The organism is Bacillus sp. FJAT-29790 (assembly GCF_019039215.1).
Lineage (GTDB): Bacteria > Bacillota > Bacilli > Bacillales > Cytobacillaceae > Cytobacillus.
Map to the genome: position 1 here is coordinate 2,985,102 of NZ_JAHNZZ010000001.1, position 23,710 is coordinate 3,008,811.

Consider the following 23,710-nt stretch of genomic DNA (forward strand, 5'->3'; position numbering starts at 1 on the left):
AACCCCCCATATTTTAACCTAATATAGGAATTTTATCATATTTTCTAAATTTTTTGGTATTAATAACACCTTTACGATACGATGCCCAGCCTTCGTTCATGATTTTTGTTTCGAGCTGCGGCCAGAAATACAGCATTTCCTCACGCATCATTGTTAAAATATCCCGCTGCCAGTCTGTCAATTCCCGGCTATAGCTTTCAATGAATAGGAGGAGGTCCTTCTCAGGCTGGGGTGGAAACTTCTTTTTCTTCTTTCTTAGCTCCTTTTTCTTGTTATTTCTTTCATCAATGCCCCATAAATCGTCGTATGGAGAGGTGGAGGTGGTTTCTTCCTCCTCATATTCAACATCATCCATATTCCAAGCAAGCTTAGGCCTCATTAGGGAAGGGTCAATATGTTCTTCAATCGCAAGAACAGCGTCTAAAAAGGTTTCTACCTCACGCTTTCCATGCTCGATCTCATATTGTCTGATACGCTCTGCTGTTGCTGCCATACTTTCCACCATATCGCGTTTCGTATTTTGAAAACGAACATTATTCTTAAAGAAATCACAATGAGCTAATACATGGGCAACGATCAATTTATTTTGAATCAATGAATTGGAATCGAGCAAAAAAGCATAGCATGGATTAGAATTGATGACGAGCTCATAAATTTTTGACAGCCCAAAATCATAATGGAGCTTCATTTTATAAAACTGTTTGCCAAAGCTCCAATGCGAAAACCTCGTCGGCATTCCATAGGCACCGAAAGTATAGATGATATCTGCCGGACAAATTTCATAACGCATTGGATAATAATCCAAACCAAATCCATTCGCGATCTCTGTAATTTCCTGAATGGCATACTCCAGGGCTTTATTTTCCTCTTCTCGCATTCGCCACTCCCCCTTTTCGTCCTTACCACAATCTATGAAGAAAAAGCGGGAATGATGAATTGGAGAAGAGTTTACCTTTATTAATTTTAGAGTCCCAAATAAAGGGATTTTCAGATTATACAAAAAAAGCGGAGTTAAAAACTCCGCTTTTTTCGTGAATCACTAGTCATCTAAGTCATTATCATCGTCTACATCTTCATTTTCTATTTTCACAATTTTCCCAGTGACGGCATTGATCTTAACTTCTTTTCTTCCCTGGTTTGTGTTTAGCTCGAATTCGTAGACACTTTGTCCATCATCGTCATCTTTGTCTATTTCGATCACAGTACCATTTACTGCTTTTTCTACGATTCCAATTGCCTTCTGTTCAGAGATGGTGTTAGTGCTTTGAGAAAAATCAACACGATCATTGTTTTTATCATCGTGATCAATATCTTCAGTTACTGACATAATTTCTCCTGTGAAAGCGTTAATATGGATTTCATTATTCTTTTCTCCATTTTTAATGTCGACTTCATAATATTGCTTCCCTAAATTATTCTTCAACTCAACACTTTCAACGTTTCCATTTACTTTTGAAAGTGCTATATTTTTGGCTTCTGAAATAGAAATTATTTTCTCGATCTCTTTTACTTTTAGTTGATTAGAGGTGCTAGTGTCATTTTTAGCAGCTCCCACAGCTACTGCCCCGCCTAGAATCACACATGCAGATAAAATACCAATTAAAAATTTATGTTTCATTCTTGTTTCCTCCTTCATCCATATCTTCGCTACATCTACAATATAACCCGCGAATATTAGAGAATTAGGATAGGAAGATGAGAATTTGATGAGAAGTTCAAAAATTTTAAGACCCATTCGATAAAAAAAGAAATAAGAGAGATTGCTCTCTCTTATCCCTTCTTTTCTTCTACTGACAATCTAAGGAGCTTTTTGTTTTTTAGACTGTGGGCTATTTTGACAGTTACCGTTATAGGCTTATTATTTTCTTTCACTTGAAATGTGAAGCTGTCCACAACAGCCGTGTCAGAGATTTTTTGCCTTCCTGTATACTGATATTCGATCACTGCTTCACCAGGATAGTCTTCCTTGACAATGGCAATGGCAATCCTGCCGTATTTTTCGTAATCCGGCTTTTGGTTTAGTGCTAGAGCTGAAGTACTTGAAATATTCATTATCAAACTGATGGTTAAAAATAACAGCAAAATTCTTTTCATTATATACCTCCAACAATTATTAGTTCTTCATTCTATTTTTTGCTGTCTTTCAATTTTTATGTATTGATTTTTTACAAGACATTATTCAGGTAAATGATGTTAAACCTTAAAAATCAGCATCTCCAACATTTACAGCGGAAATTCTTAGCGTGACGGCACAAACTATATTCAACTCCTGAAAGAGGAGGCAAGGACAAATGAATAAAGTGGATTATGATAGGGCGCTTTATTATACGCACCGTTCTGAATGGGATAACTTGCTAATTTTAATGGTAAGAACAGAGGATCAGTTTCTGTCGAAAAAAATTGAACATTTTTTACATGCATACAACTTTGAAAAAGACTACTCCGTCATTGAGAAACAGTTATATTCTTTACTCAGATACATCGATCATGCAAATGAATTGTCAGTAGACGAATTATCAGGACGCTTTATACCAGCTACCATGACGTAAAAGATATTAGGGAGCAAAAAATGCAGAAAAAACATTGATTTCCACCAATAAAACACGGTTCCCTTGTGAACCGTGTTTTTAATGATATTTTCCATGTATTGCTTTTGAGAAGCTGTCTTCTTTTTGTCTCTTCATTGTTTTCTCAGTACAATATACGATTAGGAATGAAGTGACCAATAATCCGGTTAACAAATAAAAGCTAATTAAAACATTATTTGAAGCGGTAAATTGTGTAAAAATCATCAAAAGGACAATTCGTATTCCAAGTCCTACAACCCTAAACAAACTATCAACTCTTCCTATTATTTCATTTGGAACAACTTCCATCATAAAAGAATTTCTTGCTACCCTTGTTCCTGCATTTCCAAAAGCTAAAAGAACAGTTAAAACAAAAAAGAATGGAATGTTATCTACAAGAAGAATAGCCGATATCCCTATGGTATAAATTAGGACAGTAACTAGAATTGATCTCCTGTTGCCCCATTTCACGGCTAAAAAAGGGATTATCATTCCAGCAGCAGCTGCCCCGATCCCGTAAACCATGCTTTGCATACCGTAAGCTGAAGCATCAGTCTTTAATACATCAGCTAAGTAAACCGGAAAAACATAGTTGGTTACCATTACACCAATGAAAGGCATGAATGAAGCCATTAGGAACCAAAACAGGATAGGCTTTTTTTTCAGAAACCAATACCCTTCGGTGAGATTCCTCCAAAAGGAACCCTTTGGTAAAGCCCTTTCCTTCCATGAATATGGGACCGCTCTATATAATAAAAATGCTCCAAAATAAGTAATTGCGTCGAGCAGGAGCATCCAGTGCAAGTCTACTGTGGAAATGAGCATTGCAGCAACGGCTCCGGCGATTACACTTGAAATTTGCCCTTGTATTTCCATTGCTCCGTTTAAAGACTGATAAACAGATTGTTCAAAAACTTCTTGATTAAATGCAAAAATGGCCGGATAGAAAAAATTATAGTATAAGCTCCCAGTGCCATACAAAATAATATAATGCCCAATTTGAAAATCGAAGCCCAGTATGCCAACGATGACAAAGGCCATAATTAGTATGAAACCAAATGCTTCACCAAACATCAAAATTTGTTTTCTCGAATACCGATCAACTATTTGGCCAACCCAGGGAGTTAAAACAAAATTGAAAATAGTCATAAAAATAGTGGTGTAACCCAAAACTGTTCCACCATCCACCTGGGTGACTAGCAGCCAAGGAATAGCAATCATGGTAATTCCTGAACCTATGGATGAAAGAACATTAGCAAATAGGAATAAATAAAAACGGCGATCGTGGCACAATCTGTTCAAATGAATACCCCCTATTCGCCCTTCATTTGAACATAGCTGTTCATATATAATTGAAGTTCACTTATTAATTGATCGATAAGTTTTGCAGGCTCTTCAAACAGCCAGTTATTTGCGTAATCAAAGCATTGAGGGTCAAGTACGAGCTGCCTTGGGATCACATTTGCATAAACGCCTCTTCCTACAATCCTCATATTGTTCAATGCGTTCATGCCGCCCTTTCCACCACCTGCTACTACAAGCAAACCAACAGGCTTATGAGCAAATTGTTCGCTGCTGAGAAAATCGAGTGCGTTTTTTAAAGATCCACTCATTCCGCTATGGTACTCAGGTGAGGCAAGAATAATCCCATCAGATACAGCAATTTGCTTACGAAGTTCCTTAATAGCTGGCAGCTGGTGCTGCTCTTCCTCACCATTATATAGAGGAATTTCTCCTCTGCTTAAGTCGATTAGATCCGCACCATATTTTTTCGCAATAAAGCGCGCGGCAATACCGGTTCTGCCTTTTTTTCTTGGACTTCCATTAATCACTGACAATTTCATTTTGTATCTCTCCTTTTGTTATCTACTCTTAGTATAGGAAGAGATTGTACCGTTCACATCACCGCTCTGATTGATATTTCCCTCCATATTTGGTCTAAAGAAATTTCAATTTACCTACATCTTTTGTCGTAGATTCGCCCAAACCTGATGCTGTTCTTTACCCGATTAACCCATTTCGGACTGCAAATAAAGCTGCCTGGGTTCGATCTGCCAACTCTAGCTTTGATAGGAGGTTAGAGACATGTGTTTTAACTGTTTTTTCTGTTATGAACAGAGCTGAAGCAATTTCTTTATTGCTTTTTCCTTTGGCAATTTCTTTTAATACCTCGACTTCCCTTTTTGTCAGATCGTCTAATGGCTTTCTGTCTGCACTGCTTTTTGCCGATAAATGGGATAAAAGATGTGAAGTTGCTTTCGGGTGCAACTGGTTTTCTCCGTTCATTAAATGGTTGATTGCCTTAACAAGCTCATCTGGTTCAATATCCTTTAACTGGTATCCTGAAGCACCCGCTTCGATAGCAGGTATGACATGATCTTGATCAGAAAAGCTTGTCAACATCATGATTTTAACCTCAGGAAAATTTCCTTTTATCTCACGGGTTGCGTCAATCCCATTCATGATTGGCATTTCTAAATCCATTAAAACGATATCTGGACGAATCTTCAACGTAAGTTCAACAGCTTCGCGCCCGTTTTTTGCCTCTCCCACAATTTCAATTTCAGGTTGCGTTTTTAGAAAAAAAACAAGACCTCGCCTAACGACATGATGATCATCTGCAATGAGAATACGAATCGCCATTTTCATCCCCCTTAAATTGGCATGCTGATATGAATCGTTGTCCCTTTTTGCGGAGAACTTTGCAGCATAAAATGTCCATTTAACGCTTCTGTTCGGTCCTTCATACTCTTTAAGCCGAGTGAAGGAATTTCTTTGTCCTTGTCATAATGAAATCCAGATCCGCAATCTGAAATCACCATTGTTATCTGTTGATTTTCTATCGTTAGCGAAATTTCCACATTCGTCTGTCCGGAATGCTTTTTGCAATTCGCTAACGCCTCCTGCCCGATTCGCCATAAAACTTCCTCGATTTTCCCAGGCAGACAAATGACGCCTTTCACTTCCGTATGAGGTTGTAATCCAAGCATTTGCCCATATCCATTTAAAGCACTGATAAGGCCATTTTCCAGTCCCCTCGGCCGTAATTGCCAAATTAATGCTCTCATTTCACTTAATGCTTCCTGGGCCAAATCTTGAATATAGGTGAAGGTTTCTTTCGTATTTGGCTCTTTAGTTATTTCGGCACCGCCCCTTGCTGTTAAACTTAGCGAGAAAAGGAGTTGATTAACCGAATCATGGAGATCTCTCGCTAATCGATTTCTTTCGGCTGTGAGTGCAGTTTCCTGCTCCCGCTCAGCTAATTTAATCCTCTTTAATGCCGTTCCTATTTGAAAAGCAATGGATTCCAATAATGCAAGCTCATTAGGCTCAAAATAGGTTTTATTCGGAGCCGCGACATTTAGGATACCGAATTTTTCATCACCAGCTCGAAGTGGAACAGTTGCGTGATGCGTCAGGCCGTTCGTATTTCCCCTTTTTTCGGCAATTGCGTCTTCAATTCTTTTACATTCAATGATATTGATCGCTTTATTAAGTCTGCCATCGTTATAACGGTCGATACACCAGCAATCACCCGTGCACATCGGTTCAAAGTTAAGGCAGGAAAGGGCGGGAGGCAGTTTTTCCTCCGCTACCAGCCGGTATTTGCCATCCGGCTCAATTAAAAAAATCCACCCTGTTTCCAACCCAGTAACGTGAAGCAATTTTCGCAAAACCTCTGACAATATTGTATTGATTTCTGTTCCCTCATTTAATAATTCGGCAATTTCTTTTAATATCCGGATTTCCGAATGATGCTTTTCCCCTGTCATTTTTCTCCTCCAAGCTTTATTATTTACTAAAGTATAATACTTTTCTTATTTTTCATCTTTAGTAATTAGAATGAGAACAAATACGACTAAAGTTGTAAATTTTACACATCAATTATATTTCGCTGATAAAAAACACCGAAGAGATCTTCTCTTCGGTGTTTTTTAAGCGATCGGATAATTTTGTTCAAACAAATGAATGACGATTTCATCAATCAACATATGCTTTGGAGCGCTGGCCATATAGACAACATTTGCGATGTTCTCCGCCTAAGCCTTCGTATTTCATGATGTCATTTTGAAAACTGTACATGCTCTTAAGCTTCTTAATTAAGCGAGGATGATTTCAATTTCAGATCGACGATTTCCATAAAAGCATCTTCAATAGAAGTAAGCTTTTGTTTACTTTCTACAAGAGAAGAACCATTTATCCCAAAGTAAAATTTGATTTTCGGCTCTGTTCCTGATGGTCGCAAGCATATCCATGTCCCATCTTCAAAATAGTACTTAATGACATTCGATTTAGGCAAATCAATTACCTGTTCTTGTCCATTGCTTTCTGTGCGGACGCTTGTCAAATAGTCTTCAATGGCTGACACCTGTAGATCCCCTAACCGTTTAAGCGGATTCTTCCTGAAGGATGCTAAAGTTTGTTGAATTTGCTCTTCTCCTGCTTTTCCTTTTAACGTCAATGATCGTAAGCCTTCAAGGAAATAGCCATATTGTTCAAAAAGCGAAAGCAGTGCGTCATATAAAGACATCCCTTTTTTCTTATAAAAAGCAGCTGCTTCTGCGGCAAGAATTGCGGCCTGTACGGCATCTTTATCACGGGCAAAATCGCCAATTAGATAACCGTAGCTTTCTTCATAGCCAAATATATATGTATATTTCCCTGTTGCTTCATATTCCTTCATTTTTTCAGCAATAAACTTAAAACCAGTTAATACGTCCACCGTCTCAACATTATAGGAGGAAGCAATCTTTTTCCCTAACTCTGAAGTAACAATTGTTTTTAAGACAACGCCATTTTTCGGAAGTAAATTCTTTTCTTTTTTCTGCGACAAAATATAATGGAGGAGTAATGCGCCTGTCTGGTTCCCAGTTAAAAGAACATATTCCCCCACCTGATTTTTAACGGCGATACCTAACCGGTCCGCATCAGGATCTGTTGCTATTAACAGGTCTGCATTCGTCTCTTCCCCAACTTTAATGGCCATTTCAAAGGCAGACTTTTCCTCAGGATTTGGGCTTTTCACCGTCGAAAACTCTGGGTCAGGAAGCTCCTGCTCCTTAACCACCTGAACATGTTTATAATTTAATGCTTTTAAGGCATCCCTAACCGGCTTGTTTGCCGTCCCATGTAAAGGGGTAAAAACAATATTTAGATCAACCTCAGTACTTAAGGTCGGATTCTCTGAAATCGTAATCAGGTTTTCTAAATACTTCCTATCGATTTCTTCTCCGATCATTTTGATTAATCCTTGCGATTTTAGTGCCTCCTCATCGATTACATCAATCAAAAGCTCATTTTCGATCTCATTCACTTTTGCGATAACGATGTCGGCACTTTCCGGTGGAAGCTGTCCCCCATCCGAACCATAAACTTTATAGCCATTATACTCAGGCGGATTATGGCTTGCCGTGATTACAATCCCGGAAAAAGCGTTTAAATAACGCACAGCAAATGACAATTCCGGTGTTGGTCTTAATTCCTTGAATACATAAGTCTGAATCCCTCTTGTTGCCAGCGTTTTTGCTGCCTCCATGGCGAATTCCGGCGACATATGGCGGGAATCATAGGCAATAACAACTCCTCGTTTCTTTGCATCCAATTCATTTGCTTCTATGTATGCGGCTAGTCCAGCAGATGCTTTTCGTACGGTGTATATATTCATTCGATTTGTACCAGCACCTAATACGCCACGCATCCCACCAGTACCAAATTCTAAATCCTTGTAAAATGCATCTTCAAGGCTTTTCTCATCCTTTTGTAAACTTTGCAGCTCTTCTAACAATTCACTATTCAAATTTTCCTGCTGAATCCATCGCTCAGCTTTTGTTTTCCATACCATGTTTATCCCTCCCAACGAAGTCAAAGTCAACATTAAATGAATTCGGGATAAAAAGAAATACTCCTTTATGAAACGTACGTGTTATTATGACAAAAATCCCCTTTATTCTAAATACTCTAGTTCCTATGCATCTAGTGTAACATTTGAAATTTTGCATCTGATTACTTAAGATATGATTTGTGGAAGTTATGAATAGATGTCTAAATGATGACGAACATTGGAACAAACAATGATATTATGACAAAAATAATTTACAAAGCAGAGTAAGTAGTCCTATAATTTTCAACGTAATTACCCTTTGAAGGAGAATCATATGCAGAAAAAAAATAAGGATCCTCGGGAGACATTGCTTTTTGTTTCATGGGCCGCATCAGTCGTCGCAATGTTTGGCAGCCTGTATTTTTCAGAGATTCGCCAGTATGAGCCATGTCTGCTTTGTTGGTATCAACGAATATTAATGTACCCTTTTGTTATCATTTTAGGAATAGCCGTTGTCCGGAAGGATTATCGAATCGGAATTTATTCGATGGCTTTATCTGCGATCGGCGCTTGTATTTCTCTATACCATTACGCGATCCAAAAGGTGGCTTTTTTCGCTGACTATGCAGCATCTTGTGGGAGAGTCCCTTGTACGGGTCAATATATTAATTGGCTTGGTTTTATCACCATTCCATTTTTAGCGTTAATCGCTTTTCTTATCATTTTTATTTGCAGTTATTTTTTATGGAAAAAATCGAAGGAGGAAGCATAAAATGAAGAAAGTCGTTATATTTCTTGTCGTCATTATAGCACTATTTGCAGCTGTCGGATTTTTGACGAAAATGCAAAATGAAAAGAAGGTTTCTGAAGAAAATCCATACGGAAAAAATACACTTCATCCGGAAACAATTGCACAGCTTGATGATCCTAACTATCAGAATTTAATCCTGCCGGAGCAATTAGAAAAAAAACTGAATGATAAAGAAGATGTCACTGTCTATTTTTACAGCCCAACATGCTCTCACTGTCAGAGAACAACTCCTGTGGTAGCTCCACTTGCGATGGATATGAATATCGATCTCGTTAAATTTAACTTGCTTGAATTTGATAAAGGGTGGGATACATATCGAATTACGGAAACACCAACGATCGTACAATATAAGAATGGGAAAGAAGTTCAGCGTATAACCGGTTATCGCGACAAGGAAGTATTTAAACAATGGTTTAATGAAAATACAAAATAATTTAATCGTGATATGAAAATAAAATTCGCCTTGGCGATTTGCTTAACTTTATTCAGCCGAGGTTTGTTCCCCTACTAAATTGGATACCTGTTTGTATTCATCTCTCCACTTAAATCGTTTAGAGACTTCAGCTGAATAAAGTTAAATACCAAAACGCCTGCATTCCAGCAGGCGTTTTCTACTTAAATTAGCAATTCATTCGCAGCTTTTGTATAGATACTCAGAATTTCGCTTTTGAACATTTTCCCGCCATAAAAGTGGCTAAATTCAAATGGAAAAGATAATCCTAATTCTTGTAACATACGAACGTTTTTATCAAAAATAGCTTCATACCTTGCTACAATATTTCTCGATTCCAGAATCGCTATAATTGTTTGCAGACTAACGATCACTTGGTATGCTTCCTTTAAAGTGCCAAAATACTCAAAATGCCTCGTTGTCGTATGTAAAACTTTTAGTGATTCGAATTCCTTAATATCGTCATCAAGAAAATAAAGCGGAAACACATTCGAGTAGACATTTTGTATAAGTTCTTTGATTTTCTGTTCTTGATCAGGAGTTGATGCAAATACAACTTTCACCTATAACCCACCTCAATTATCCCTGTAACTAGTTCGTCATATTCGTCATATGAAATTAGAATATCATATTCACTGTATATTTTAGGGTGGTAATTAAATCCATGGTTTCAAGAGTTGATAGGTGAGTAAAAGATTAAAGAAAATCTGTGAATTAGCCGATTTCTAATGACAACTTGTACCTTAAGTAGAATATTTTTAGTAGAATTAGTTTTATAAAAACACGCTTTATAAAGGAGAAGAAATGATACATACTAGAAGGTTTGGCGAATGGTTTGAATTAACCCTTCCGCATGATTGGGAGGGATTTTCAGTTGATTATATCCTGCGCGATTTATGGAAAGCGCCTAAAAAGCAGATTCATTTCATGCGAATGGAAAAACATATTAAAATTAATGGGAATCCACTGATCGATTGGAATCATTCTCTGAAGGCTGGGGATCGATTGCAATTAAAACTATTTAGGGAAGAGGATTTTGGCGTGCAGCCTGCCTATCGTGAGGTTGAGGTCTTGTACGAGGATGATCATATGATTGTTTTTAATAAGCCGGCAAATATGGACACTCATCCAAACACACCAGATCAAACAAATACACTTGCCAATGCTGCCGCATTCCTTTTACAAGCACAAGGTGAACATCGGAAAATCAAACATGTGCACCGCCTAGACCGCGATACAACTGGTGCTGTGCTTTTCGCCAAACATCCTTTGGCAGGGGCAATCTTGGACTCAATGCTTGAAGAAAGATTAATTAAGAGGACCTATCTTGCTCTCGTTCATGGCAGGATGAAAGCAAAGAAAGGAACGATTCGCGAACCGATTGGCCGTGATCGGCATCACGCGACAAGAAGGCGGGTTTCTCCAAAGGGACAACCTGCTATCACCCATTTCGAATTAATTGAAACCTATCCTAAACAAAATTTATCCCTTATTAAATGCCAGCTTGATACGGGGAGAACCCATCAAATTCGCGTTCATTTAAGCCACCTCGGCCACCCGCTTGCAGGGGACCTATTATATGGCGGTAAACCTATTTTTGATCATCAAGCATTACACGCTGAAAAACTTGAAATTCCGCATCCCTTTACGAAAGAAAAAATAACATGCATCGCTAACAGTGCCAGGCACCACCCGTGGACACTTTATAGATAGTACCTTCCTTTCGTATCAGGCACGTGGCTGTGTTATTAGGCTTCGTTCATGAAAAAATAGTGGTTAGTGTCTTTCTTTGGTGTCAGGCACCGAAAAAGAGAAGAGCCTCCCGAATTGGAAGGCTCTTCCCCATATTTAATCGTTCGTTTTTCTAAAAGCTCTCATGACGAAGCTTAAGAGGAATACAAGTACAACTGCACCGATGATGGCCGGAATAATAGCAAAATTAGCAACGATAGGGCCCCAATTACCTAACACCATCGTACCTAACCAGGCTCCAACAAAGCCGGCAATAATATTACCAATAACGCCGCCCGGAACATCTCTTCCTGCAACCATACCTGCAATCCATCCGATAATACCGCCAATGATTAATACCCATAAAAAATGAAACATCATATCACTCCTTGCTGTTTTATGATAGTTTTTTCCGTTTTCATGCATTTCATACAAATTATTTCAAAGGATTTAAAAAGTATCTTCCCCATCATTATCTGCAGAGCAAAGTAAAATATACTTCCTATGAAGAAGCAATTTTATAAAAAAAACAAAAAAAACTGGCCCAATGAGCCAGCTCAAAAAATTTATTAATTTCTTCAGGCTGTTTTCTAAATGATTGTTGTTTTTAAATAGGTTTTATATGAAGTTGATTGGAACGGAAGGTGCGAGACTCCTACGGGAGCAGCGGGACAGGTGAGACCCCACAGGCGCAGAGCGCCGAGGAGGCTCACCGCCGGCCCCGCGGAAAGCGAGCATCCTGAAGCGGAAATCAACTACACCTCTATTTGAATAAATAGCAACAAAGTTTACTTAAAACTCAAACGAATCCGGATCTGGTCCAAAACGTTCATTAATATTCAATTCATTTATTTGCGTCATGTCATCAGGCATTAATTCAAAAGCAAAGATATCTGCATTTTCTTTTAATCTCTGCGGATTGACGGACTTCGGAATTATAATGACATCGTTTTGGAGATGCCATCTTAAAATAATTTGGGCTGGTGTTTTTCCATACTTTTCAGCAATTTGTTTGATTGTCGGCTCATCTAAAAGCCTTCCTCTCCCAATTGGAGACCATGCTTCAACTTTAATATTATTTTCTTTACAAAAGGCTCTTAGTTCAACCTGTGATAAACGAGGATGCAGCTCGATTTGGTTGACGACCGGTTTTTCAGAGGAATTCTCCATTAAATCCTTTAAATGATGAATTTGAAAATTACTGACCCCAATTGCTCTTACCTTTCCATCATGATAAAGCTTTTCAAGGGCCTTCCAAGTTTCCAAATACTTTTCCTTCACAGGCCAATGAATCAAATAAAGGTCGAGATAGTCTAAACCTAACTTTTGCATGCTTTTGTCAAAAGCCGCTAATGTTTCGTCATAACCTTGATCCGTGTTCCACACCTTTGTCGTAATAAAAATGTCTTCCCGCGGGATCCCGCTTTCTTTTATCGCCCTGCCTACGCCTTCTTCATTATCATAAAAGGCTGCTGTATCAATTAACCGATAACCAATTTCTAGCGCAAGTTTAACCGTTTCCCCTACCTGCTGCCCCTCCTCAACTTTATACACACCTAAGCCGAATTGCGGCATATTTACACCGTTATGTAAAGAAATCGTATCCTGATTGAGTTTCATCCTTTTCCCTCCAGCACATGATATTTCCATTATAACATCAGTTGGATTCATTTCACTATTCTAAAAATTCTATTATTTATCTCTTTTCAAACTTGATCAGCAATTGTAGTGAGTTTTAAAGGCTTCTATCTGCACAAACAAGATCAATTAGTAAAAGCATTCATAGAAAAAGAAAGAACGGCTACCAATTTAAGATAGCTGTTCTTTTGGACGCATTAATTTTTCCATTAAGGAATCGCTGAGTCAAGTTTCACCTACTGTTTATATTGAAAACATATTTCTCCAAAATTCTCACATACTAAGATGAAATCGCTTTCTTTTGTCTAACTAAAAATTTTTTAAACTTTTTTCGGCATAAAACTATCTAATTCGCGCATTTTCGTATAAAATATGATCGTTTGGATGATATTTTTTCCTATGGGGGTTAAAAAAAAATGGTTTTCAAGAAGAAGGACAAGTTCAATACTTTGTTAAGCAATATTGCACTAAATGTCAAAGAAGGCGCAAATTACTTCGCGGACTATAAACTGAAAAATGTTAGTGATTTAAAAATTTTCTCAGAAACGATGAAGGAATATGAGCATAAAGGCGATTCCTATGTTCACGAAGTTATAAAGGAATTAAATAATGCCTTTATCACGCCAATTGAGCGGGAAGATATTCTCCACCTGGCGATGAGCATGGATGATGTGATTGACGGAATCGAACATTGTGCAGCCCTTTTCGAAATGTATTCCATCACCCAAGCAGATGATTTTATGCTCAAGTTTGTAGATGCCATTAAAAATTGTGCTTACGAAATTGAAAAGTCAGTTGAACTTCTTTCAACAAAAAAATTGCTGAAAATCCGCGATCACGCGATAAAAATTAAAGATTATGAATCAAAATGTGACGGTGTGCTACGCCAATCCATTAAGCATCTCTTCACTGTAGAAAAAGATCCAATTAGAATCATTCAGTTTAAAGAAATTTACGAAAATATGGAAGATATTGCCGATAGCTGCCAAAGTGTAGCCAATACTTTGGAAACCATTATTATGAAAAATGCATAAGGAGCCGTAACGAATGGATGGATTACTTATTTTAACAATCTTTATTGTCATCTGTGCCCTATCATTTGACTTCATTAACGGTTTCCATGATACTGCCAATGCAATTGCGACCTCTGTTTCAACGAAAGCACTTAAGCCTAGACATGCAATCATTTTGGCATCTGTGATGAACTTCGTCGGTGCAATGACCTTCACAGGTGTTGCCAAGACGATTACAAAAGATATCGTTGACCCGTTTACATTGCAAAATGGTTCATTGGTTATCCTTGCAGCACTCATTGCTGCAATTTTTTGGAACTTGTTAACATGGTATTATGGAATTCCGAGCAGCTCTTCACATGCACTCATTGGTTCGATTGCCGGTGCTGCCATCGCTGCTTCAGGGTTTGCAGCCCTTAATTACCAGGGCTTTCTTAAAATATTAGAAGCGCTTATTTTTTCGCCTCTAATAGCTTTTGTAGTCGGTTTTATCGTTTACAGTATTTTTAAGTTCGTGTTTAGAAATAACAATTTAACTAAAACCAATCGAAATTTCCGCCTGTTTCAAATTTTTACAGCTGCATTACAATCCTATACACACGGTACAAATGATGCGCAAAAAGCGATGGGAATCATTACAATGGCCTTGATTGCCAATAATTATGTAACGACTACAGACATCCCTTTCTGGGTTCAGTTTTCCTGTGCTGCTGCAATGGGACTAGGAACTTCTGTCGGCGGTTGGAAGATCATTAAAACAGTCGGCGGAAAAATCATGAAGATTCGGCCCGTCAACGGTGTAGCTGCTGACCTAACTGGGGCAATGATTATATTCGGAGCAACATTTATTCATCTGCCAGTCAGTACAACACATGTTATCTCGTCTTCTATTTTAGGAGTTGGTTCTGCCCACCGTATTAAAGGAGTTAAATGGGGGACTGCTCAGCGGATGCTGATTACATGGGTGATTACTTTACCGATCTCAGCAACAATTGCTGGTCTTGTTTATCTGCTTTTAAATGCTATCTTTTAATCGAAAAGGAGCTAGTTCATATTGAACAAGCTTCTTTTTTCTATTTTAATTTGGCTGTGTTAAAGCTCAATGTTGTTAATTGCATTAATATAAAAATCAAACCCATCGAAAACCACACCGACCATGATGACCGAAAACACTTCGAAATGGGAAAGACGGTCACCTTCAGTTATTTAATAAATCTCCTTCTTCATAAAAGATCACTTTCCTGTAAAATAGAAGTAACGATTAAATGTCTGGAGGCAAATCACAATGCCAGATTGGTCTTATCATCCCCTCTTTAAACCTTGGCTGGCGCGGCTTCCCGGTACCGCAGGCAGAGAGTTTATTCACCGTGGAATGAATGTAATTGCAAACCTCCCTGGAGGAAAACAATTAATTGAATTTTTTGGCCATATGGAGCCATCAGCCAGATTAAACAAAAACCTATTCGATTGTAATATCCAATACCCAGTCGGATTAAGCGGAAAAATAGACCCTTTCTTATCCGGTACAAAAGCCTTCTCCCATCTTGGATTCGGATTTATTGAAGTAGGGCCGGTTACACTTATGCCGAATCAATCCGGAGATGCAGCTAAGTTCATCATGAATAAAGAATCCGTCTTATTCCCAGATCCACTAGAATCCATCGGTTTAGAAAAAACGCTGCAAAGACTAGAAAAGCATAAACTTAAAATCCCTTTATTCATTCGTTTAAGCGCAAATCATATCGCACCGGAAAACATTTCAGAAGAATTAATCAAACTAGCTAAACCCCTTCAGTCCTTTGCTAGTGCATTTATTATTGAGTACGACCAACTAAATTTCATTAAGGAACAAAGATTTATAGATGATTTCGTTCGTCCGATTATCATTTCTATCCCACACTCAAGGGTAGAAAAGGAGCTTCCACAAATAAGGCTTCTTCTACATACTCAAGCAATAAAAGGAATCATGATTGAGGAAATAAAAGATGGTGATCGAACCGCTGAGTTAGCCACATCTTTAAAATTATTGAACGAAAATGGACTTGCTAATATTCCAACCGTTATCTCAGGTGGTGTTTATGAACCGGAAGATGCCTTAACATTATATTCCCTTGGGGCTGATCTCATCTTACTTTCTGAAGGATATGTTGTTTCGGGACCCGGCTTGCCGAAAAGAATAAATGAGGCGCTTTCAGATGTGATGAATCAAGAAAATGCCGAAATTGAACTAGCTGGCTGGAAGTGGTATTGGCTGTTTGGCTGTATTATTTTATGTGGAGGGCTTCTTGCTTTATTTTTCAGCATGACAAGGGTGATCCTTCCATATGATGAAAACTTCCTACAAATTTCGAGAGCTGAATTGATCGCTTTAAATCCGAACCTGATCAAATTTATGGCTCACGATCGAATGACGCTGGCCGGAACGATGATCTCTGGGGCTATTCTATATATTCAACTTGCGAAGAATGGCGTTCGTTACGGATTGCATTGGACTAGAAAAGCGATCAATATCGCTGCCATTTCTGGTTTTTTAGGGATACTCCTTTTTATTGGATACGGATATTTTGACTGGCTTCATGGGTTATTCTGGCTAATCCTTCTTCCTTTTTTTATATGGGCAGTTTATTCAACAAGGGGGGCTATCCAGACGCCTATCTCTAAAAACCGAAAAAATACGTCTGCATGGAAAAAGGCACTTTTGGGACAGCTTTGCTTTGTCATCCTTGGTTTTTCATTTGTTATTGGCGGAGTAGTAATTTCTACAATTGGAGTAACAAATGTTTTCGTACCCACAGACTTAGGGTTTATTTGCATTCCTGCTGAACTGCTCAATAATATTAACAGCAGACTTATCCCTGTCATTGCTCACGACCGAGCCGGTTTTGGCAGTGCATTATTGAGTGTCGGCCTTCTTGTATTAATGATGGCGTTATGGGGTTTTCAGCAAGGAGCAGAATGGGTTTGGAATTCATTCCTGTATGGGGGCATTCCAGCATTCTCTGCAGGAATTCTGACTCATTTCGTGATCGGATACACAACATTCATACACCTTCTTCCTGCCTATTTTGCCTTCATTATGTATGTTTTCGGCTTAATTTTATCGAGAGACTTTTTAATAAACAAAACCTGAATCAAAGGTTATTAACAATGAAAAAGGCTAATCTCTTCTTCTGCGGCTGAGGGGTTAGCTTTTTTTTTCAATAAATCAGATCTTAAATCCCCCTTTGAAATGCCCTTTCATTGTTTCTGATAAAAAAATTCGGAAGTAAGCTCTTGTTTTTTCTCCTAATAACGAATAATATAGTAAATGAGTTTTAAAACGTTCGTATTCGGAGGACTTTTCATGTTTAAACTAAAAGAAAATCAAACAACTGCTAAGACAGAGGTTCTTGCAGGAATTACGACCTTTTTAACGATGGTCTATATAGTGATTGTGAACCCGATTATTTTATCGGATGCCGGTGTACCTTTTGAACAAGTATTTACCGCTACTATCATTGCAGCTGTTGCTGGGACACTTTGGATGGCACTATTCGCTAATTATCCAATTGCAATCGCACCAGGAATGGGAATGAACGCTTATTTCGCCTATTCTGTCGTTGGCACCCACGGCAATATTGATTATAAAACAGCTTTTGCTGCCGTATTTGTTGCAGGGCTTATTTTCGTTATCTTATCGCTTACCCCTTTTCGAAATAAATTAATTGAAGCCATCCCTGATAATTTAAAACACGGCATTACCGCGGGAATTGGGTTGTTTATTGCCTTTATCGGGCTACGCCTTACCGGTATCATTACTAGTCATCCCGCAAACCTAGTGGCTCTTGGAGATCTTCATTCACCTTCTGCACTCCTAGCATTAGCAGGGTTGGCAATCACATTAATTTTAATGACTTTACGCGTGAACGGTGCTTTGTTTTTCGGAATGATTATTACCGGGGGCATTGCATTCTTTACAGGCCAACTTTCTTTTGAACAAGGATTTGTATCAATGCCTTCCCTTCCGGATGGAGTGATTATTTTCAACCCATTTGAAGCGGTTGGAGATGTGATTCAGCATAGTTTATATGCAGTCGTCTTTTCCTTCCTGCTAGTAACGATTTTCGATACAACAGGGACGATGATCGGTGTTGCGCAGCAGGCTGGTTTAATGAAAGGTAAGACAATGCCAAGAGCAAGGGAAGCATTGCTTTCTGATTCAGTTGCCACAACAATCGGTGCGATGTTCGGAACGAGCCCGACTTCAGCTTATATTGAATCCTCAGCTGGTGTGGCTGCAGGCGGAAGAACAGGATTAACGACATTAACAGTTGCTGGATTATTTATTGTCTCTGCTTTCTTTGGTCCTTTAGTAAGTGCTGTTTCCGGAATTTCGGCCATCACTGCTCCGGCTCTAATTATTGTAGGTAGCTTGATGATGAGCAGTATCTCTCATATTAAATGGGGAGAAATCGATGAAGCATTCCCAGCATTCCTAATTGTTTTAAGCATGCCATTGACTTCCAGCATTGCCACTGGGATTGCACTTGGTTTCATTTCCTATCCGTTAATGAAAGTAGTTAAAGGAAAATGGCGTGAAGTTCATCCCCTCGTCTACTTATTTGCCGTATTATTCTTTTACCAATTAGCTTATTTGCCACACTAAAGAAAAACCGACAGGTGCCTGGCACCTGTCGGTTTTTCTTTACGCTTCCGCTTCGATTTTTTCATTCATATCATTGTATGTGTTACTGTCAATTTCACCTGTAATCCGGCTTGTTAAGATTCCTGAAGTCATAGAGCCACTGACGTTTACTGCTGTACGGCCCATGTCTATGAGCGGTTCAACAGAAATCAATAAACCTGCTAAAGCGACAGGAAGGTTTAAAGCTGAAAGAACTAATAATGCTGCAAATGTCGCTCCGCCTCCAACACCAGCAACACCAAAGGAACTTATCGCGACAATTGCTATCACTGTGACGATGAAAGATGGTGACAAAGGATTGATCCCCACAGTCGGTGCAATCATGACTGCAAGCATCGCAGGATAAATCCCCGCACAGCCATTTTGCCCAATCGAAAGACCAAATGAGCCTGAGAAGTTCGCAATTCCATCCGGAACACCGAGAGATTTCTGTGTCTTAATATTTAATGGCAATGCCCCTGCACTTGTACGTGATGTAAAGGCAAAAGTTAGCACCGGAAATGCCTTTTTCAAGTATGTCACTGGATTAAGCCCAGCAAAAGTAAGCAACAATAAATGAATCAAGAACATAATGATCAATGCGACATACGATGCGCCAACGAATTTACCGAGCTTCAAAATGGAATCGACATCACTCATCGCAACTGTTTTCGTCATAATCGCAAGAACACCATATGGCGTCATTCGAAGGATGAGTGTGACAACACGCATAATAATTGTGTAGAATGCATCAACAATCTTCGCAAATAGCTCAGCCTGTTCTGGGGATTTCCTTCTAACCCCTAAATAGGCAATTCCTAAAAATGCAGCAAAAATGACGACTGAAATCGTTGATGTCGGTCGTGCGCCAGTAAAATCAAGAAACGGATTGGCCGGCAGCAAATCGAGAATTTGCTGAGGCATCGTTCTTCCATCAATCTCTTGAAATTTCTGTTCAAGCAGTTCTCCCCGGGCAACTTCGGCGTCTCCTTGTGTAATTTGCACTGCTTCAAGATTAAATCCTACAGCGGTTGCAATTCCTACCGCTGCTGCCACAGCCGTAGTACCCACAAGCAAGCCAAGAATAAGAGTACTTATCTTTCCAATATTATTGCTTAATTTCAATTTCGTAAAAGCCGTTAAAATTGAAATAAATACTAGTGGCATAACAATCATTTGCAGAAATTTCACGTATCCTCCGCCAACTAGATTAATCCATCCTGCAGATTCAGATACAACCTCAGATGTCGGTCCATAAATAAACTGCAGGGCAAAACCAAATACAATCCCCAAACCTAAAGCAGTGAAAACACGTTTAGAAAAGGAGACATGTTTCTTTTGCATATAAAACAGGCCAACTATAAGCAGTAACATAATAGCAATATTCAAAATGACTAGTCCTATTGTCACCATAATCCCTCCAAAAATATAAAACTCCAATTATAAATTACTATAAATCATGTATTCCTATGAGTCAAGTAGGAATTAAACCGGAATGTTTTATCTCTATAATATTTCTGTTGGGATTTCCATTAATATCCTATTATATTTTTTTTGCAAACAGAAGTTTCAATAATCTTTATTTGATAATAATTTTGTTTTTTCCACACAACTCTCCATTGCTGTGAGGACAGCTGTACGAAAACCATTTTTCTCAAGTTCTGCAACAGCTTCAATCGTTGCTCCCCCAGGTGTACATACCTGGTCTTTTAACTCCCCAGGATGCTTTCCTGTTTCAAGAACCATTTTCGCAGCACCCAAGACTGCCTGAGCTGCTAATTTATAGGATTGTTCTCTTGTTAACCCGCCTTTTACTCCCCCATCGGCCAATGCCTCAATGAACATATAAACATAAGCCGGTGATGAGCCACTAATCGCAGGGATAGAATCCATTAAGGACTCTTCTATAACCTCCACCTTCCCAAAGCTTGAAAAGATCTGAAGGACCGCTTGCAAATCTGCTTCGTTCATTAATCTATTCGCACAAATAGCACTCATTCCTTCTCCTACCAAAGAAGGTGTATTTGGCATGGAGCGTACCGCTTTAATCTCCCTGCCGAACGATTCTTCAAGAAATCGCAAACTAATACCGGCAGCCATTGTGATAATAATGGCACCTGATTTTATTGATTGTCTTATATCTTCGATGATAGATGAATGAAGATCAGGCTTAACCGCTAAAAATAGTAGGTCTGCCTGTTCAGCCACTTGTTTATTGTCCATTGTCACTTGAATGGAAAATCGCTTCTTTACATTTTCTATTGTTGCTTTCGAACTAGCACTGCCAATTAATTGATCCTTATCCACAATATTAGAATTTAAGATTCCCCCAATAATGGCCTGTGCCATTTTTCCGCATCCGATAAATCCAATTTGTTTATTCATGTTGAACACATCCTGACTTTCTATTTGACTTTTGCTATTATACTTCAGCTTCATTCTGAAAACAAAAAAATCGACAGATGATGGCATCTGCCGAATGAACGCTCTTCTCTACTAGTTCTGATCTACTCTCAGCTACTTGTTCTGAAGTTTCACCAGGATAAACCCCATCCTAACTGTCACAAGCAGCATTGAAATCTTAGATATCATCTTCAGTCCGAATTATAATTTTGCAAAAGTTATAATAACGATTAGATACTATACAACAAACTTATTCTTCAGTGAGAATCCATTACTCTTTTTCATTCTCACTTCTCTATATTAAGTTGACCAATGTCCATATATTTCTTATGATAAGATAAGTTGATAAACTTAATTTAACTAGCCTTTCAGTCATAATCAAGCGTTTTTTTATTGCTCAGCTTTTATAAATAGGAGAGGCACTCCAGAATAGGAGTTGTTTTAGCATGACAGAAAAAGAAAAAATCATTATCGAATCTGCGATCAAATTATTTGCTTCAAAAGGATATTCCTCTACATCCATACAGGAAATCGCCAACGTTAGTGGAATATCCAAAGGAGCTTTTTACTTATCTTTTAAATCAAAAGAAAAACTGCTTGAATCAATCCTTGCATATTATTTTGAACAAATGCAAAAAAAGGTAAATTCTGCTGAAAATATGGATCTGCCTCCAAGAGAAAAATTCATTATTCAATTGAACACACTTTTTGAAACAGTTATTAATCAAAAAGATTTTATTATTATGCAATCAAGAGAGCAAGCTATTCCATTAAATAGAAACATTAAAGAACTCATTTATAAAATGCATATGGAGACCCAATCTTTTTATCAGAATCGTTTACTTTCAATATATGGAAATAGTATCCAAAGACATGTATGGGATTTGTCGTTTATGCTCGAGGGTCTATTTCAATCTTATATCCGGCTGATTTTCCTTGATAAGCACGCCATAAATTTAAATGTACTTTCAGAATATATTATGAGAAGAATGGATTCGATTGTTTCCGGGATTGGCAATGAGCATCCGATCATTACCGAAGAAAAAATTCAGCATCTTCTATCGAAAGCCAAAATTTGCTTCACAGGCAACCCAATCCAAAAAGCAATTGATGATATTAAAAAGATCATTGCTCATTTGAAAGACAGAGAAGCTTTAGAAATTTCCTTAGAAGTTTTAGAAGCAGAAATCATAAAAGACAAACCAAGGATCCCTGTCATTCAAGGGATGCTATCTAACTTTAAAGCCTATCCTGAACTTGATGAATGCAGAGAACTCATCGCTTCCGAATTCAATATTACTTTAACCGATTAAACTGCCCCATCCATTCGCAATTTAATCGGTTAGTCATAATTCCATTATTGAAAATAAAGACAGGTGCCAAGCACCTGTCTTTATTTTCAATTGCTTACAAGTATTTTTTTACACTCCAATTTCCCGAGAATTTGATAATAATATACGTCTGGAATATGGATAGCATTCACTGCCTCTTCTGGTGCCTGCACGATTAGAACATTGGAGTGAATCCGTTCGATCACTTGAATTGGAGCAGGCAGATCGGAAGCGTTTACGCCACCTCCGATTAGCCAGAATGGGTGGATTGAATCTTTATTGCTCTCATTTTCTTGTTCTAAATAGGATAATCGGTTACTCTTTTTTCCAAGATGGATTAAGTCTTCAATAATTGCACTGGCTGTCGGAAACATTCCTGCCCCTGGGCCTTGGAGACTAATATTCCCCACGATATCTGCGTCAATGGAAACAGAATTTTGAACGCCCTCAATTTGGTAAAATGGATGTGCCTCGTTTACTAACACTGGCTTTACTGTACATTGGATTCCTTTAGTTGTTTTTTCTATGGAAGCAACATGCTTAATTCTAAAACCTAATGAAGAGAAGACATCCATTTGCTCAGATGTGATAGCAGTGATTCCTTCTCTAATCGACTCTTCCCACTTTGGTGACTCCCCAAATACAAGTTCACTCAAGATCACTGCTTTATAGAATGCATCATAGCCCTCGATATCATTCGTTGGGTCTGCTTCAGCAAATCCATTTTCTTGTGCTAGTTTAAGTGCTAAATCAAAAGGCAGTCCGTCTTCTCTCATCTTTGTCAAAATAAAATTAGACGTTCCATTGAGAATGCCCTGTACTTTTTCAACTTTATTTACGTTCAATAATTGCTTTAGCGTTTGAATAACAGGAATCCCGCCAGCCACTGTTGCTTCGAAGCCGATTGTCACATCCTGTTCATTTGCTAATCGTTTTAACTCTGTTCCATGATGGGCAAACATTTCTTTGTTTGCCGTTATTACATGGCAGCCTTTATGAATTGCTTGCTGCAAATAAGAAAATCCTGGTTCTTTTCCGACGATTGCGTCAATGATCACATCTAGCTTCTCAAGCTTAATAATGTCTTCAAAATCGTCTGTAAGAATAACTTCTTCATCTGACAATTGATGTTTCCCAAGATTCTTGACAAGAACTGCAACGATTTTTACTTCTTTACCCAAAATGGATTTAAGCCTATTTTGATGTGTTTTTACCGTTTGAAAAACACCTTTCCCTACCGTACCATAACCTAAAAGTGCAATATGAATGGCTGACACTTTC

General features: G+C 38.3%; 23 protein-coding genes and 1 pseudogene. 9 read left to right on the top strand and 15 right to left on the bottom strand.

Annotation, left to right across the window (positions count from 1 at the left end):
- Positions 1-13: 13 nt before the first annotated feature.
- From BGM26_RS14085 to BGM26_RS14095, 3 genes are all read right to left on the bottom strand, one after another.
- Entirely contained in the window at positions 14-877 is an 864-nt protein-coding gene (locus tag BGM26_RS14085; protein WP_302053234.1) for a SpoVR family protein, read from the bottom strand.
- A 162-nt stretch (positions 878-1,039) separates the two neighbouring features.
- Entirely contained in the window at positions 1,040-1,618 is a 579-nt protein-coding gene (locus tag BGM26_RS14090) for a PepSY domain-containing protein (RefSeq protein ID WP_217040411.1), read from the bottom strand.
- Positions 1,619-1,770: 152 nt separating this feature from the next.
- Complete coding sequence (locus tag BGM26_RS14095) at positions 1,771-2,094, bottom strand: DUF3889 domain-containing protein (RefSeq protein ID WP_217040412.1); 324 nt, start codon at positions 2,092-2,094, stop codon at positions 1,771-1,773.
- 197 nt (positions 2,095-2,291) lie between these two features.
- On the opposite strand from BGM26_RS14095, the gene BGM26_RS14100 reads away from it, so the two are divergent.
- On the top strand, positions 2,292-2,549 hold the full coding sequence (locus BGM26_RS14100; protein WP_217040413.1) for a YhdB family protein: 258 nt from the start codon (positions 2,292-2,294) through the stop codon (positions 2,547-2,549).
- Between the two features lie 78 nt (positions 2,550-2,627).
- Here the strand turns inward: BGM26_RS14100 and BGM26_RS14105 are convergent, their stop codons facing one another.
- From BGM26_RS14105 to BGM26_RS14125, 6 genes and pseudogenes are all read right to left on the bottom strand, one after another.
- Positions 2,628-3,869, bottom strand: a complete 1,242-nt coding sequence (locus BGM26_RS14105) for an MFS transporter (protein ID WP_217040414.1) — start codon at positions 3,867-3,869, stop codon at positions 2,628-2,630.
- Between the two features lie 11 nt (positions 3,870-3,880).
- The gene (locus BGM26_RS14110; protein WP_217040415.1) at positions 3,881-4,411 is read right to left on the bottom strand and encodes an NADPH-dependent FMN reductase; all 531 of its coding nucleotides are present in this window, start codon (positions 4,409-4,411) and stop codon (positions 3,881-3,883) included.
- A 157-nt stretch (positions 4,412-4,568) separates the two neighbouring features.
- On the bottom strand, positions 4,569-5,210 hold the full coding sequence (locus BGM26_RS14115; protein WP_217040416.1) for a response regulator: 642 nt from the start codon (positions 5,208-5,210) through the stop codon (positions 4,569-4,571).
- Positions 5,211-5,221: 11 nt separating this feature from the next.
- Entirely contained in the window at positions 5,222-6,340 is a 1,119-nt protein-coding gene (locus BGM26_RS14120) for a GAF domain-containing sensor histidine kinase (protein WP_217040417.1), read from the bottom strand.
- A 162-nt stretch (positions 6,341-6,502) separates the two neighbouring features.
- A pseudogene (locus tag BGM26_RS21825) lies at positions 6,503-6,607 on the bottom strand (SDR family oxidoreductase); the annotation flags it as partial.
- A gap of 56 nt (positions 6,608-6,663) precedes the next feature.
- Positions 6,664-8,409 (bottom strand): phospho-sugar mutase, encoded by a 1,746-nt coding sequence (locus BGM26_RS14125; protein ID WP_217040418.1) that lies wholly within the window; start codon positions 8,407-8,409, stop codon positions 6,664-6,666.
- A gap of 313 nt (positions 8,410-8,722) precedes the next feature.
- Between BGM26_RS14125 and BGM26_RS14130 the strand changes: the two genes are divergently transcribed.
- Both BGM26_RS14130 and BGM26_RS14135 read left to right on the top strand, forming a co-directional pair.
- Positions 8,723-9,160, top strand: a complete 438-nt coding sequence (locus BGM26_RS14130; RefSeq protein ID WP_217040419.1) for a disulfide oxidoreductase — start codon at positions 8,723-8,725, stop codon at positions 9,158-9,160.
- A gap of 1 nt (position 9,161) precedes the next feature.
- Entirely contained in the window at positions 9,162-9,632 is a 471-nt protein-coding gene (locus BGM26_RS14135; protein WP_217040420.1) for a thioredoxin family protein, read from the top strand.
- 182 nt (positions 9,633-9,814) lie between these two features.
- Here the strand turns inward: BGM26_RS14135 and BGM26_RS14140 are convergent, their stop codons facing one another.
- The gene (locus BGM26_RS14140; protein ID WP_217040421.1) at positions 9,815-10,213 is read right to left on the bottom strand and encodes a YhcU family protein; all 399 of its coding nucleotides are present in this window, start codon (positions 10,211-10,213) and stop codon (positions 9,815-9,817) included.
- Positions 10,214-10,454: 241 nt separating this feature from the next.
- On the opposite strand from BGM26_RS14140, the gene BGM26_RS14145 reads away from it, so the two are divergent.
- The gene (locus BGM26_RS14145; RefSeq protein WP_217040422.1) at positions 10,455-11,363 is read left to right on the top strand and encodes an RluA family pseudouridine synthase; all 909 of its coding nucleotides are present in this window, start codon (positions 10,455-10,457) and stop codon (positions 11,361-11,363) included.
- Positions 11,364-11,498: 135 nt separating this feature from the next.
- On the opposite strand, the gene BGM26_RS14150 is transcribed toward BGM26_RS14145, so the two are convergent.
- Both BGM26_RS14150 and BGM26_RS14155 read right to left on the bottom strand, forming a co-directional pair.
- Positions 11,499-11,759 carry a GlsB/YeaQ/YmgE family stress response membrane protein gene (locus BGM26_RS14150; RefSeq protein WP_217040423.1) on the bottom strand — a complete coding sequence of 87 codons (261 nt, stop codon included), beginning with the start codon at positions 11,757-11,759 and terminating at the stop codon, positions 11,499-11,501.
- Between the two features lie 414 nt (positions 11,760-12,173).
- Positions 12,174-13,001: an aldo/keto reductase gene (locus BGM26_RS14155; protein WP_217040424.1), complete on the bottom strand. Its 828-nt coding sequence runs from the start codon at positions 12,999-13,001 to the stop codon at positions 12,174-12,176.
- A gap of 434 nt (positions 13,002-13,435) precedes the next feature.
- Between BGM26_RS14155 and BGM26_RS14160 the strand changes: the two genes are divergently transcribed.
- The 4 genes from BGM26_RS14160 to BGM26_RS14175 all read left to right on the top strand — a co-directional run bounded on the left by BGM26_RS14160 (position 13,436) and on the right by BGM26_RS14175 (position 18,677).
- Positions 13,436-14,053: a DUF47 domain-containing protein gene (locus BGM26_RS14160; RefSeq protein ID WP_217040425.1), complete on the top strand. Its 618-nt coding sequence runs from the start codon at positions 13,436-13,438 to the stop codon at positions 14,051-14,053.
- Positions 14,054-14,066: 13 nt separating this feature from the next.
- Positions 14,067-15,065 carry an inorganic phosphate transporter gene (locus tag BGM26_RS14165; protein WP_217040426.1) on the top strand — a complete coding sequence of 333 codons (999 nt, stop codon included), beginning with the start codon at positions 14,067-14,069 and terminating at the stop codon, positions 15,063-15,065.
- A 252-nt stretch (positions 15,066-15,317) separates the two neighbouring features.
- Entirely contained in the window at positions 15,318-17,162 is a 1,845-nt protein-coding gene (locus BGM26_RS14170; RefSeq protein ID WP_217040427.1) for a beta/alpha barrel domain-containing protein, read from the top strand.
- 213 nt (positions 17,163-17,375) lie between these two features.
- The gene (locus BGM26_RS14175) at positions 17,376-18,677 is read left to right on the top strand and encodes an NCS2 family permease (RefSeq protein ID WP_217040428.1); all 1,302 of its coding nucleotides are present in this window, start codon (positions 17,376-17,378) and stop codon (positions 18,675-18,677) included.
- Positions 18,678-18,716: 39 nt separating this feature from the next.
- Here BGM26_RS14175 and BGM26_RS14180 read toward each other — a convergent pair whose 3' ends face one another.
- Together BGM26_RS14180 and proC are read right to left on the bottom strand one after the other, a co-directional pair.
- The gene (locus BGM26_RS14180) at positions 18,717-20,069 is read right to left on the bottom strand and encodes an L-cystine transporter (RefSeq protein WP_483297806.1); all 1,353 of its coding nucleotides are present in this window, start codon (positions 20,067-20,069) and stop codon (positions 18,717-18,719) included.
- A gap of 195 nt (positions 20,070-20,264) precedes the next feature.
- Positions 20,265-21,080 (bottom strand): pyrroline-5-carboxylate reductase, encoded by an 816-nt coding sequence (gene proC / locus BGM26_RS14185; protein ID WP_217040430.1) that lies wholly within the window; start codon positions 21,078-21,080, stop codon positions 20,265-20,267.
- 464 nt (positions 21,081-21,544) lie between these two features.
- Between proC and BGM26_RS14190 the strand changes: the two genes are divergently transcribed.
- Complete coding sequence (locus BGM26_RS14190; RefSeq protein WP_217040431.1) at positions 21,545-22,411, top strand: TetR/AcrR family transcriptional regulator; 867 nt, start codon at positions 21,545-21,547, stop codon at positions 22,409-22,411.
- 86 nt (positions 22,412-22,497) lie between these two features.
- On the opposite strand, the gene BGM26_RS14195 is transcribed toward BGM26_RS14190, so the two are convergent.
- Complete coding sequence (locus tag BGM26_RS14195) at positions 22,498-23,706, bottom strand: homoserine dehydrogenase (protein WP_217040432.1); 1,209 nt, start codon at positions 23,704-23,706, stop codon at positions 22,498-22,500.
- Positions 23,707-23,710: the final 4 nt, after the last annotated feature.